Source organism: Sulfurimonas sp. (genome assembly GCF_026988655.1).
Lineage (GTDB): Bacteria > Campylobacterota > Campylobacteria > Campylobacterales > Sulfurimonadaceae > Sulfurimonas.
Map to the genome: position 1 here is coordinate 1 of NZ_JALSKT010000050.1, position 12,661 is coordinate 12,661.

General features: G+C 34.2%; 13 protein-coding genes. 3 read left to right on the top strand and 10 right to left on the bottom strand.

The features are described from left to right. Nucleotides 1-1,794 (bottom strand): menaquinone biosynthesis decarboxylase (locus MV052_RS05340; RefSeq protein ID WP_297441687.1); only part of this gene is annotated, 1,794 nt, incomplete at its 3' end. A 99-nt stretch (nucleotides 1,795-1,893) separates the two neighbouring features. Here MV052_RS05340 and MV052_RS05345 point away from each other — a divergent pair. Continuing rightward, nucleotides 1,894-2,133 carry a hypothetical protein gene (locus MV052_RS05345; RefSeq protein WP_297441688.1) on the top strand — a complete coding sequence of 80 codons (240 nt, stop codon included), beginning with the start codon at nucleotides 1,894-1,896 and terminating at the stop codon, nucleotides 2,131-2,133. A gap of 5 nt (nucleotides 2,134-2,138) precedes the next feature. Here the strand turns inward: MV052_RS05345 and hemC are convergent, their stop codons facing one another. The 8 genes from hemC to MV052_RS05385 are packed head-to-tail and all read right to left on the bottom strand — an operon-like array spanning nucleotide 2,139 to nucleotide 8,915. Beyond that, complete coding sequence (gene hemC / locus MV052_RS05350; RefSeq protein ID WP_297441689.1) at nucleotides 2,139-3,098, bottom strand: hydroxymethylbilane synthase; 960 nt, start codon at nucleotides 3,096-3,098, stop codon at nucleotides 2,139-2,141. Then, a complete protein-coding gene (locus MV052_RS05355; protein ID WP_297441692.1) occupies nucleotides 3,098-3,931 on the bottom strand; it encodes a DsbA family protein in 834 nt (277 codons plus the stop codon). The genes hemC and MV052_RS05355 overlap by 1 nt, the downstream gene beginning before the upstream one ends. Continuing rightward, entirely contained in the window at nucleotides 3,885-4,319 is a 435-nt protein-coding gene (locus tag MV052_RS05360; RefSeq protein ID WP_297441694.1) for an FxsA family protein, read from the bottom strand. Before MV052_RS05360 ends, MV052_RS05355 begins: the two co-directional genes overlap by 47 nt. Continuing rightward, entirely contained in the window at nucleotides 4,319-6,022 is a 1,704-nt protein-coding gene (locus tag MV052_RS05365) for a proline--tRNA ligase (protein ID WP_297441695.1), read from the bottom strand. Before MV052_RS05365 ends, MV052_RS05360 begins: the two co-directional genes overlap by 1 nt. A 12-nt stretch (nucleotides 6,023-6,034) precedes the next feature. Further along, nucleotides 6,035-7,312, bottom strand: a complete 1,278-nt coding sequence (hemA, locus tag MV052_RS05370; protein ID WP_297441697.1) for a glutamyl-tRNA reductase — start codon at nucleotides 7,310-7,312, stop codon at nucleotides 6,035-6,037. Next, on the bottom strand, nucleotides 7,312-8,199 hold the full coding sequence (locus tag MV052_RS05375) for a polyprenyl synthetase family protein (RefSeq protein WP_297441698.1): 888 nt from the start codon (nucleotides 8,197-8,199) through the stop codon (nucleotides 7,312-7,314). The genes hemA and MV052_RS05375 overlap by 1 nt, the downstream gene beginning before the upstream one ends. Further along, a complete protein-coding gene (locus tag MV052_RS05380) occupies nucleotides 8,186-8,599 on the bottom strand; it encodes a hypothetical protein (RefSeq protein ID WP_297441699.1) in 414 nt (137 codons plus the stop codon). Before MV052_RS05380 ends, MV052_RS05375 begins: the two co-directional genes overlap by 14 nt. A gap of 25 nt (nucleotides 8,600-8,624) precedes the next feature. Next, nucleotides 8,625-8,915 (bottom strand): DUF2018 family protein, encoded by a 291-nt coding sequence (locus MV052_RS05385; RefSeq protein WP_297441701.1) that lies wholly within the window; start codon nucleotides 8,913-8,915, stop codon nucleotides 8,625-8,627. Between the two features lie 172 nt (nucleotides 8,916-9,087). Between MV052_RS05385 and MV052_RS05390 the strand changes: the two genes are divergently transcribed. Then, nucleotides 9,088-9,633, top strand: coding sequence for a DUF308 domain-containing protein (locus MV052_RS05390; protein WP_297441703.1), 546 nt, complete (start codon nucleotides 9,088-9,090; stop codon nucleotides 9,631-9,633). Between the two features lies 1 nt (nucleotide 9,634). Continuing rightward, nucleotides 9,635-10,921: an APC family permease gene (locus tag MV052_RS05395; protein WP_297441705.1), complete on the top strand. Its 1,287-nt coding sequence runs from the start codon at nucleotides 9,635-9,637 to the stop codon at nucleotides 10,919-10,921. Nucleotides 10,922-10,933: 12 nt separating this feature from the next. Here MV052_RS05395 and MV052_RS05400 read toward each other — a convergent pair whose 3' ends face one another. Then, the gene (locus tag MV052_RS05400) at nucleotides 10,934-12,403 is read right to left on the bottom strand and encodes an acetyl-CoA carboxylase biotin carboxylase subunit (RefSeq protein ID WP_297441707.1); all 1,470 of its coding nucleotides are present in this window, start codon (nucleotides 12,401-12,403) and stop codon (nucleotides 10,934-10,936) included. Nucleotides 12,404-12,661: the final 258 nt, after the last annotated feature.

The window sequence follows — 12,661 nt, forward strand, 5'->3', positions numbered from 1 at the left end:
CAATTTTTCTTCTAAATCCCAAAGAGATTTTTCTTTTAACTCTTTAACAACACTCTGGGTACACTCAACATCATCAGGCCATCGACGCGTAAACCCATCTAAGGCATTTTTATTTGTTCCATCAATACCAACCATTAATCCAGAGATGTGAATATCACGCTGTGCATCCATATTATTAGTAACACGCCAAATAATCATATAAGAATCTCTAATATCATTTTTCTTAGCATCTACAAATACAACAACTCTCAAATGAGGACTAAGCTGTACTAGTGCATCAAAGTACTCTTTTACATTTTTCGTTTTCTTGACACTTATGACTGTGATAGGATTATTCGTACGACGCATAAACTGATGTAAGTCTAGAACATCTGGTAAAATTTCTTGTACACGTTTTAGCAGTTCATCTTCAGCTAAAAGCTGTGGTGGTTCTACTTTATTTGCTAGTGTGGCATCTATTCCAAGTTTTCCACCGACTAAAGTCTCAGGAGAAGAATGATCGAGTGCATCGAGTATACCTTCAGTGATAAACATAGATTTAGGTGTAAATCTGTTTAAAACATAAGTTGAAAAGGCTTCGTAATTTTCTAAAGTAGGAGCTTTTTCATCAACAAAGATGGCATGTTTTACAAAACTCATCTGACCTGCACCCCAAAAAGCGTGCATAAACTGTTTTGCATGTCCTTTATAGAGTGGTTGCATTTTTGCAAGTATAAGGTTGTGAAAACCTGCATTTTCAGGCATATGATAGTCAATAAGATCAGGAACAGTTGTTTTTAAAAGAGGGAAAAATATTTTCCCTGTTGCCCAGCCCATATATTTATCTTCTAAAGGTGGCTTACCCACTACAGTGGCAAGAAATGTTCTCTCTTTTTTCATTGTGATAGCCGTAACATCAAGAACTGGATATGGTTCTTCGAGCGTATAGTAGCCTGTATGATCTCCAAATGGTCCTTCAATTTTCATCTCATCAGGGTTTACCCAACCTTCAATGACATAATCAACATCTTTTGGAATATACAAAGGTGTAGTGATTGATTTTACAAGTTGTGCTGGATTTTTAGTAATAAGTCCATACATAAGCAGCTCATTCACCCCATAAGGAAGGGGAGCGGTTGCACACCACGTATAAAGAGGATTTCCACCTATAGCAATAGAAACCGGCATCTTTTTTCCTGCTTTTTGATACTGATCAAAAAAATGTGAAGAGTCCTTATGAATTTGCCAGTGCATTCCAAGACGATTTTTATCATAAACTTGTAATCGATACATCCCAAGGTTCACCATCGAACCATCAAGACTTTGTGTGTAAACCTGCCCCATAGTAATAAAAGGGCCACCATCTTGTTCCCATGTTGTTAAAACTGGTAATTTATATAAATCAACTGCATCATCAAGATATTTTATCTCTTGACATTCACCCTCACCTTTAAGACGTTTGGGGAAAATATTTTTTAGTGAAAACAATTCACTTGCCATGGATAGTTTTTGCATAAATCCAGCAGGCGGTTTCATATGTAAAAGTTTTGTTATTTCATCTGCAACCGACTCTATCGTTCGTCCAAAAAGAAGTTCACAACGTTTATATGAACCAAACACATTCATCATTACTGGTTCATCAAACTTTTTATCATTTTTTTTATCTACTACATTTGTAAAAAGTAGAGCTTTCCCACCATCTTCTTTTTTGACTTCAGCATAGGCCAAGTGAGGTATTTCAAGATATATGTCAACTTCTGTTTCTATAACTTTGAGTTCATCATTTTTTTTTAAAAGTGCTATCGTTCTTTTCATATTTTAAATCTTTTTATTAACTAATTTTCTAAATGAATTATATCACATTATTTACAATATTATTTTTGCTATAATGCCAAAAAAAATAAGGATAATTTCATGAAAAAACTTTTACTAATAGCTTCACTAACTTCTTCAATGCTTTTAGCATTTGATATGACAGGTGTTGTTAATTCTGTCGATAAAGAAAAAGCATCAAGTTCTATAGATAAAGAAAAAGCTATGCAAGCTGTATCAAAAGGAAGTGATGTATCAATGAAAGATGTGAAAGAGAGTGTAGATACAAAAAAAGCTAAAGAGAGTGTAGATAAAGAGAAACTCATACAGTCTCTCTATTAAGCTTTTTAGAGTCGTTGCGGCATTTCTTCTTTAAATGCTGTTTCTTCTGCGGCTTTTAAGAGCTCTAATGCGCCATTGTCTATCATTTTTTTTGCAAGTTCTGCGCCTAAATTTTTACTCTCTTGTATCTTTTTGACAACATGTTCTTGCATAATATGTGTGCCATCAGCAAAACCTATCATCGTTCTAAATACAACATTTTCACCATCAACAACTGCGTTACATGCAACTGGAGCAGAACATCCAGCCCCAATGTTGGAGATAAAATCTCTCTCTATTCGCGTACAAAGATAAGTATTTTCATCATTTAAACTCAGAGCTATTTTTCTTACAGTCTCATTTGCACTGACTATCTCTATACCAAGAGCAGCTTGTCCCATAGGTGGTATCATCATATCAAGAGAGAGCTTATCTGTAAATGGAATATCTTTTAACAAATCAAGTCTATTCAGACCTATCCACGCCAAAATAATTGCATCATATTGCCCTTCACTCAGTTTACGAAGTCTTGTATTTACATTTCCTCGTAAATCTTTTACTTGTAAGTCTGGTCTTTTTTGCAGTAGTTGCATTCTACGTCTTAGACTTGTTGTTCCTACTACTGCGCCCTGAGGTAACTCTTCAAGAGTGGCATACTTATGTGATAAAAAAACATCACTTTGGTCTTGCCTTTGTGTTACAGCAATGAGTTCTAAACCTTCAGGAATATATGTAGGAACATCTTTAAGACTATGTACTGCGATTTCAGCATTACCAGCAAGCATTTCATCTTCAAGTTCTTTGGTAAAATGACCTTTTCCACCTATAAGTGCAAGAGGCTTATCCAAAACTTTATCACCATTGCTAACAATTTTATTAAGTACTACTTCTATTTCAGGATAACTTTTTTCTATTCTATCTTTTATATGATATGCCTGCCACAAAGCAAGATCTGATACACGTGTTGCAATTGTTAATTTTTTCATTATTGAACTTTCAAATATTTTTTCTTGGTTTTATCAATCTTACCATCAAGGTAGACAGTAGGTGTTCCAGCAACCATCAAATCATTTGCGACTGTAACATCAAAGGAAACAATCTTTTTTACTTCAGGAGTATTAATATCTTCAACACTTAATTTTGTTCCTTCCACTTTATTAAACGCAGCTAAGATCTTTTTCTCATCTTTTTCTCTTGGATTGATTTTCACTGTATAAAGTTTTAAAACCACATCCTTTACTCCTTGTAGTTCTGCCGCAGCAGCAGCTTTTACCAATGTAACTGATGCAGGGTGTAAACGAGTCAATGGAAAATGATAATAATATACTGCAAATTTTTCTGGATCTTTTTTCATATCTTTTATAGCACCAGGGACAAAACCTTTACAAAAAGGGCATAAAGGATCTGAAAAGATTACCACCTTATGCTTTGCATTTTCATTTCCATAAATAAGGTTTTCTTTTGTATAATATGCTGGTTTAAATTTTGGCTTCACACTTTCAGATAAGTTTTCACCTGTATTAATATCCAATAAATCTTTCGTAATCATTGATCCATTTGAGAACCAAATCATTTTTTGTTTTATAAGACTTTTTTTCTTATCTTTTAATCTAGCATGTACATCTACAATATAGGCACTCCAACCTTTTTGATTTTTCAAAGGAACCGTATCGTCTACTTTTACGTCAACTGATTCTAGTCTTGGGTTCTCACCAAACTGGTCTTCTAAAAATTCCTCTACCTTATCTCCAGTAGCTTGTGCATGTATAGAACTACTTAGTAGTAGAGCTATCGCTAATAATTTCCACGTCAATGACATCTGAATCCTTTTGTTTATCAATTTGTTCTTCTTTAAAAGAAGTATTACATTTACCAGATTTTACATTATAACGGTTAACAATCATACTCGTTAATGCGCTAAATTGTAATAAAACACCTAAAATATCTGTTAAAAAACCAGGAATGATGAGTAATATCGCTCCAATAAGGGTAAAAAGATTTAATCTTTGAAACTCCGCTAAGTCTATGCAGTTGTAAGAAACTGCACTCATATTTTCCACTAATGTTTTTCTAAAGTTTACCAAGATAGATATACCTACAAACGCAGTAAAGAGTATCTCAAAAAATGTTGCCAATCCACCGATTGCCGATGAAATTTGTACAGATACTAAAACTTCTAGAAAAAGATAAATTATAAAATAAGGCATTAAAGAAGTTCCATCACTTTAGTAAAAATCATATCACTTTTTACAGCTGTTTTTTCTGTGCTTTTTCTGTCAAATATTTGAACTTCACCGTTAACAAGTTCCTTCCCAATAATAACAGTATATGGAAAGCCTATAAGTTCAGCATCTTTCATTTTAAAACCAAAACGCTCTTTTCTATCATCTATCATCACATCTACATTCGCATCTTGTAATTGTGCATACAGTGATTCACCGAGTGCCACTTGGGCCTCATCTTTAATATTTGAAATCATAATATTCACTATATATGGTGCAGTCTCTTTTGTCCAAATACATCCATTATCATCATGATGTTGTTCTACTACCGCTGCAACTAAACGTGATACACCCATACCATATGTTCCCATGATAAAAGGCTGAGCTTTTCCATTTTCATCTAAAAATTTTGCGTTTAATGCTTCGCTGTATGTTGTGCCAAGTTTAAAAATATGACCAACTTCAATCCCTTTTGTAAATGTAAGCACTCCATCACAATCAGGGCAGATATCACCTTCATTGACTTCTGCAATATCAGCAAAGTATGCAGTCTCACTTAACACACTCATATCAACACCCACAAAGTGATTGTCCACTTCATTTGCACCACAAATCATATGTGCTGCATTTTTAAGATCACTGTCTATCACATGCTTTGCTTTATCTTGATCAAGAGGTCCAATAAAACCTGGAACAAGTCCTAATTCAGCAAGTTCTTCTTCTGTTACATCAACGATATCAAGCGCGTCAGTTGCATTATGCGCTTTTGCTTCTTGAAGGTTATCACAGCCTCTTACAAAGAAAAGAACAATTTCACTTTCATCCGCATACACAACTCTTTTAGCTACACATTTTACAGTATAGTACGCATCTACTTTAAAAAACTCTGCAAGTTCATCTATAGTTTTTATATTCGGAGTCAAAAATTTGTTAAATTCAGCTTCTGGAGCTTCTGGTATATTTCCTCTAGCACTGCGTTTAGCTGCTTCAATATTTGCACCATATTCACATTTTGAGCAGACAGCAATCGTATCTTCACCACTATCAGCTATGACCATTAACTCTTTTGAGCCACTCCCACCTATAGCACCACTATCTGCTTCAACAACTCTAAAATCAAGTCCTAAACGAGTCAGTATCTTTTTATACGCTGCTTCCATAGCATCAAATTCTCTGTCTAAGTCTTCATTAGAAGCATGAAAAGAATAGGCATCTTTCATTATAAACTCACGACCACGCATCAATCCAAAACGAGGACGTGCTTCATCACGAAACTTTGTTTTAATTTGATATAAATTTAAAGGAAGATTTTTGTATGAAGTTACACGGTTGCGCACTAAGTCCACCATCATCTCTTCGTGAGTCGGTCCTAAAACAAAAAGATTGTTCTTTCTATCTTTGAAACGCAGTAGCTCTTTTCCAAACTTCTCAATTCTTCCACTCTCTGCCCAAAGATCTGCAGGTGTCACAAAGCTAAGCTCAACTTCTTGAGCACCAACTTTAGCCATCTCTTCATTAATTATGTTTTCAATTTTTCTGATAACTCTTTTAGCTAAAGGAAGATAATTGTAAAGTCCACTTGCAACCTGTGTTACAAATCCAGCTCGTGATAAGAATATATGACTTGCTAACTGCGCATCAGATGGTGCTTCTTTTGTTGTAGGTATAAAAGCTTTGCTTCTTCTCAAATCTAATCCTTTTTATTTTTTTATATAATGTTGATATTTATCTGGGATATTGTCATTTTTTTCATTGAGAATATACTGAAATGCCCCAGTAACCGTATCACTTTTAGCTTCATGAGAAGCATCACGCATCTTTTTTGTCATCTCATGCAAAAATCTTTTTACAGTCTGCTCTGCCATTTTTTTAACTTCTGCTTCATACTCTTTTGGGATAAAACCTTTTGAGAGAACCCTTTGTGTTTCAATGGCTGCAGCTTCATGTGCTTTTATATATATTTCTTTTATTATTGGTTCGACATTCAAAGCATCAAGCCACTCATAAAATTCTACGACACCTTTTCCAACTATCCCATGAGCCTGTCTAACATATTTCTCTCTCTCAGCCTTATTTTCATCGATGATTTCTTCAATATCATCTACAACAAAAAGATAAATATCATCTCTTTGTGAAATGTCAATATCTCTAGGAATTGCTAAATCAAACCAAAATCTTTTAAATTCTTTTTTTTCAATTAAATCTTCTGTAATAATAGGATATGACGCACTAGTAGCCGTAAAAATGATGTCAAACTCATTCACAGCTTTATGCAGATCACCAAAATCATAGACTTTTGCAGCACACTCTTTGGCTAGAGTTTCTGCATTGTGTTTCGTACGATTTGTTATGTATGTTTCAACCCCATCTGAGATTAAATGCTTTGCACAAATCTCGCTCATTTCACCAACACCAATAACGAGGGCTTTTTTCTGGGATAAATTATCTACTTTGGCTTTAATCTGCCCTATTGCCACAGAAGCAACTGAGACCGGTTTTGAAGATATATCTGTAAAATTTCTCACTTTGGCTGCACATTTAAAAGCATGACTCATTGCACGTGAAATTTTCTTATCAGAATAACCACGTTCTTGAGAAAATCTAAAAGCATCTTTAAGTTGTCCTGCTATCTGTGTTTCACCAACAACCATAGAGTCAATAGAACTTGCAACAGCAAAAAGGTGGTGAATAGCCATGCTATCATCAACAATTTCAGCATGTTCTATCAACTCATCTCTACTGAGCTGACTTTTTAATTCTAAAAGAGTAGAAATATGATTTGTCGCCTCTTTTATATCACTACAAGTCACAAAAAATTCCATTCTATTGCAAGTTGACACAAGAACAGCTTCACTTATATGTGGTGATTGTAGAAGCTTTTTCAAACAACTCTCTTTTTCAGTATCGCTATAGGCAAGCTTTTCTCGAAAAGCTATGTCGCTGTTTTTATGTGAGAAACTTATAGTTAAGTAATGCATTAATAACTTCTTTTTATCATAGTATTTAAAATATTCACCAAATCCTCATCATCAGCAACAAGCTCTTTTGCTTCATCTGAGAGTTTTTGTGCAAGTTTGAAGGATTTTTCTATCGTTTTATGCTCTCTCATCTGTGTGAGTATCCATGCAGACTCCTGCGCGCTTATTTTTTTACCATGTAAACGCAGTAGTTTTTCTTTATCTTCATTTCCAAGGGATTCATACAAATAAATGTATGGTAAAGTACATTTTCCCTCAACAAAATCGTTCATAGCGGGTTTTCCAAGTGTTGCTTCATTAGAAGTAATATCTAAAATATCATCAATAATTTGAAAAGATAATCCAAGATTTTTTCCATAAATTGCATATTTTTGTGCATCTTTTCCAACAAGTAAAGCACTTGCTTTTGCAGCAGCTTCAATTAATGTTGCTGTTTTGAGATAAAGCATTTCGAGATATTGTTTTTCATCGCTGTTAAATATTTGTGCCATTTTGACATCCATCATCTCACCCTTAGAAAGTGCAGTAACAGAAGCAGCAATCGTTTTTGCCACATCTTTATCAAATGCAACAAGTTCTGTAAAGGCCTTAGAATATAAAACATCCCCAAGCATGACAGCTATCTTACTCCCCTCAGTTGCATTCACAGAAGCAACTCCACGGCGAGTATCTGCTTCATCTATCACATCATCGTGTAAAAGAGAAGCTGCATGAATGAGCTCAACTATTGCTGCTAAAAGCGGAGCATCTTCAGACTCTTTTGCAATTTTCAAAATCAGTTTAGCTCGTAATCGTTTACCACCACTTAAAGTGTTAAAAAGTTTTGTTACTTCGTCATATTTACATTCATTTATCAGTCGTGATATCTCTTGTTCAACTTTTTGCATTCATCTCGTCTTTATTTTTTAAAATTTCTAACTTTATTTCACTCTGCTTGTCATATAAAAAGAGTTCAAATAAAGCTTCATGTTTTTTCATGTCAAACTTTTTAAATTTAAGTAGAAGATACGGTACTTCATAACCGTGTGCCCCACGTGTCATTAACTCTTGATGAACACTTTGGTTTCTTCCGTTAAGATAAAGAATATTTTGTGAAACAATCTTATCATAAGAACGATGCATAACAAGCCCGTCATTGACAAATAAAGTCCACCTAAATTTAAAAAGTCTTTCTTTTAAATCGTATTTTACAAGAATTTTCTTTTGCTCATCCTTTTTTAAAGAAAATTTCCGTATTTCTCTATAATCATTTGCATATACAATGCCGGTTAGTAACACCAGCATCATATATATAGGGAATATTCGTTTATAATTATTCACTTTGTGAAAGCACAGCACCCATTAATTCTACAAATATACTTTTTGTTTTTGTATCAACTTCATCTAAATGAGCACTTTTATATCTTGAAACTGCCGTATCAATATCTTCACCTATCTGTTCTTCAAGCATCAACTCCATAGCTGCAACTTTTTCAACAAACTTTTCTAATTCCATTCTAACAACGTCATTGTTAGCATTAAAGACTACATCCATAAATTTTGATCTTGGAGAACCTCCAAAAATATCATCTTCATCTTCAAATAATGCTGCATAATTACTCATCTTTTATCCTTTAATTGTAAAATTTAATATGCGATTATAGCAACAATTACTTAACAATCATATAGCACTTTCTTCCCAAATAAAAATCATATGCTATTAATGTTACCTAAATAGCATTCAAGATAACTTTACTGTGCTAGAATTAACGTATATGTTTTAAAAGGAGCAAGATATGTGGAAATATCCTATAGATGAGAATTTGTTTGATACATTTAGTAAATATTCAAAAATTACGGGTGTGATTTTTATTATTCTTGGTTTGGTGGGTATTATATACCCTGTATTTATGACCTTAGCGACAGTGACTTTTGTTGCGTGGCTTATGATCTTTTCTGGTTTTATGGCGGCTTACTTTACCTATATCACAGATAAAAGTGATTACTTAGGTTGGTTAAAAAGTTTAATACTCTTTGGTATTGGTGCTTTAATGATTTTTTATCCTATGACAGGAGTTGGAACTGTAGGTTTACTTTTAGCCATCTACTTTTTTATGGATTCTTTTGCAAGTTTTTCCCTTGCTTTAAGTATGCGTCCTGCTAATGGATGGATTTGGTGGCTTATAAATGCAATCTTTTCCATGTTAATAGGGATTTTATTTATTGTTGGATGGCCCTTTACCTCTGCATACCTTATTGGTTTACTTGTTGGTTTTAGTCTCTTTTTTGATGGTATTGCTCTTTTAGTTACAGGTTCGATATTTCAAAAAATGAATAAATAAAATGAACAAACAAAAAGCATTTGGAGTTTGGAGTGCTGTTTTTTTAGGCATTGGTTCCATGGTAGGAGCTGGTATTTTCATAGTCATTGGTCAAGCTGGATCAATGGCTGGAAATATCGTCTGGCTCTCTTTTGTCTTTGGTGGCATCATTGCGCTACTGAGTGGCTACTCATTAGCAAAACTTGCTGTACGCTATCAATCCCGTGGTGGCATTGTAGAGTACCTCGTGCAAGGCTTTGGTGAAAATCTTTTTTCAGGTTCTTTGGGAGTGATGTTTTACTTTTCTCAGCTTGTTGCCATTGCTGCCGTAGCAAAATCTTTTGGAACTTATAGTGCAACTTTTTTAGTCAATCCAAGTACTTTTTGGATCAATAGTTTTGCAGTAGGGATTGTCGCTCTTTTTACACTCATCAATCTTATTGGTGCATCTTTTGTTTCGAAATCTGAAAACTTTATTGTAATACTAAAAGTAGGTGTATTAATCTTTTTTGCAATTGCTACGCTTTTTACAATCAAGCCTGAACTATTAAGTATCACAGATATGCCACCTATTAGCGGAATGTTCTTTGCCATTGGGATAACCTTTTTTGCCTATCAAGGCTTCAGTGTGATAACCAATACAGTTGAAGATATGAAAAACCCTCAGACCACTATGATAAAATCTATGTTTGTTGCTATCATTGTTGTAGCATTGCTCTATATTATTACAAGTATATCGGTTTTAGGAAACTTGCCTCTGTCTGAAATTATAAAAACAAAAGATTATGCACTTGCTGAAGCTGCCAAACCTCTTTTTGGGGAATGGGGCTTTAAAATTATGGCAGTTACTGCTCTGTTAGCTACTGCTTCTGCAATAAATGCGACACTCTATGCTGTTTCAGATATTGGCTACACCATGGCAAAAGAGGGAAATTTACCAGATATTTATGAATATAACGTGTTAGAATCTTTCGAAGGGCTTATTATCAGTAGCTTACTAATCATTCCTATGATACTTTTTTTTAATATCTCACAAATCACTACCGTTGCAGCTATTGTCATGTTAATTGTCCAAGGTTCAGCACACATAGCCCATCTTAATCTCATAAAAGAGACAGGCGCAAAAAAGTCCATCGTAATTTTAGCTATTATTTCTATGTTTGGAGTGGCAGGAATAACACTCTATTCTACATATAAAATTATGCCAGAGATTGCATACTATCTCATCATTATGTTTGCTCTTGCTTTTAGTGTTGAATACCTTTTACGATATTTCAGCTCAAGGACTATCACAAAACAAACATTCTAAAAAAGAATCTCTTTAAAAAAGAGGCTCTTTTCCCTGCATCACAAATTGCTTATTCGATTTCATTTTATCCATTAGTTTTGTGAGTGTCTCTAATTTTTTCTCTTCATCTTCCATGAAGTTAATTGCATCCAAATTAAACTTGTCAAGTTTTTGCTCTAAATAGCTTGTATTAAAATTCCCTTGTTTGAAATCCTCATCACGAACAATAGCCCTATGCAAAGGAATATTTGTTTTAATTCCATCAATGACAAATTCATCTAAAGCTCGTGTTGCTTTTTTAACAACACCATCCCAATCAAGTGCAAACACAATAAGTTTTCCAACCATAGAATCATAATATGGAGGAATAGTATAGCCACTATACACACTTGTATCTAAACGAACACCAGGACCTCCCGGTGCCATATAATTTGTAATCGTACCAATAGCAGGCATAAAATTATTTTTTGGATCTTCTGCATTTATTCTAAATTCAATGGCAAATCCACGTAAGAGTATCTCTTCTTGTTTATACTTTAGTGTATCACCGCCTGCAATCTCTATCATTCTCTGGATGATATCAATAGCTGAAATTATTTCAGTAACTGGATGTTCAACTTGTACACGAGTATTCATCTCTATAAAAAAGATATTGTCTTGTGCATCGACTAAAAATTCAACAGTTCCAACACTTTCATAACCAACTTTTTTTACAGCATCTACCGCAATCTTAGAAATTTTTTCACGTGTTTTTTCATTTAAACTAGGACTAGGTGCAATCTCAATAACTTTTTGATGTCGTCTTTGAATGGAACAATCTCTCTCTCCTAAATGGACAACATTTCCGTATTTGTCTGCTATGACTTGCACTTCAATATGTCTTGGATTTTCAACAAATTTTTCTATAAACATCTCCCCTTTGCCAAAGTACTTTATAGCTTCATTTGTTGCAGATTCATAAAGTTCTCGAAATTCAGAAGCTTCACGAACGATACGCATTCCTCGCCCTCCACCACCAAACGCAGCTTTAATGATTACTGGAAACCCAATGGACTGTGCTATCTTTTCACCTTCACCAATATCAGCTATGGGTTCATCAGTTCCTTCAAGTACGGGAACACCGACTTTTTTCATTGCAACTTTCGATGCTATTTTATCTCCAAATAAGGCAATATGTTCAGCTCGTGGTCCAATAAAAATTATCCCATTTTTTTCACATGCCTCTGCGAATTCAGCACTTTCTGATAAAAATCCATACCCAGGATGAATAGCATCACAGTTTGCTCTTTTTGCTACATCTATAATTTTTGCATAATTAAGATAAACATCTACATGATTTCCTATGAGAGGGTATGCTTCATCAGCTTTTCTGACCCAAACACCTGCTAAATCTGCTTCAGAGAAAACTGATACGCTCTTGATGCCAAGTTCCTTACATGCTCTAATAATCCGTAAAGCGATTTCACCTCTATTTGCAATTAAAACTTTTCTAATACTTTTCATAATCATTCACCTATTTTATTTAATTTGCAAAATTATATACACTTATTCCTAGAAATTCTTCTTCTAAAACAATATAATAATTGTCTATTAATGCTTTTTTTATGTTTTAAGTACATCTCCATAAATAACCCCAAATTCAGCAAAGAGCAAATAGCTCTAGTGCTAGGCAGATTTCTGCAGGACTAACTGGTTAATCCAAAGGAATCTAACGACGCAATAGGGCTATTTGCTCTTTGCCCGAAGGGAAGTTTAAACCCG

What these genes read in the sequence shown, in the direction of transcription:
- hemC (WP_297441689.1), bottom strand. Translation starts at nt 3,098, where the DNA reads ATGAAAAAATTAACAATTGCAACACGTGTATCAGATCTTGCTTTGTGG.
- MV052_RS05375 (WP_297441698.1), bottom strand. Translation starts at nt 8,199, where the DNA reads ATGCAAAAAGTTGAACAAGAGATATCACGACTGATAAATGAATGTAAA.
- MV052_RS05355 (WP_297441692.1), bottom strand. Translation starts at nt 3,931, where the DNA reads ATGTCATTGACGTGGAAATTATTAGCGATAGCTCTACTACTAAGTAGT.
- MV052_RS05345 (WP_297441688.1), top strand. Translation starts at nt 1,894, where the DNA reads ATGAAAAAACTTTTACTAATAGCTTCACTAACTTCTTCAATGCTTTTA.
- MV052_RS05385 (WP_297441701.1), bottom strand. Translation starts at nt 8,915, where the DNA reads ATGAGTAATTATGCAGCATTATTTGAAGATGAAGATGATATTTTTGGA.
- MV052_RS05360 (WP_297441694.1), bottom strand. Translation starts at nt 4,319, where the DNA reads ATGCCTTATTTTATAATTTATCTTTTTCTAGAAGTTTTAGTATCTGTA.
- MV052_RS05400 (WP_297441707.1), bottom strand. Translation starts at nt 12,403, where the DNA reads ATGAAAAGTATTAGAAAAGTTTTAATTGCAAATAGAGGTGAAATCGCT.
- MV052_RS05390 (WP_297441703.1), top strand. Translation starts at nt 9,088, where the DNA reads ATGTGGAAATATCCTATAGATGAGAATTTGTTTGATACATTTAGTAAA.
- hemA (WP_297441697.1), bottom strand. Translation starts at nt 7,312, where the DNA reads ATGCATTACTTAACTATAAGTTTCTCACATAAAAACAGCGACATAGCT.
- MV052_RS05395 (WP_297441705.1), top strand. Translation starts at nt 9,635, where the DNA reads ATGAACAAACAAAAAGCATTTGGAGTTTGGAGTGCTGTTTTTTTAGGC.
- MV052_RS05380 (WP_297441699.1), bottom strand. Translation starts at nt 8,599, where the DNA reads ATGATGCTGGTGTTACTAACCGGCATTGTATATGCAAATGATTATAGA.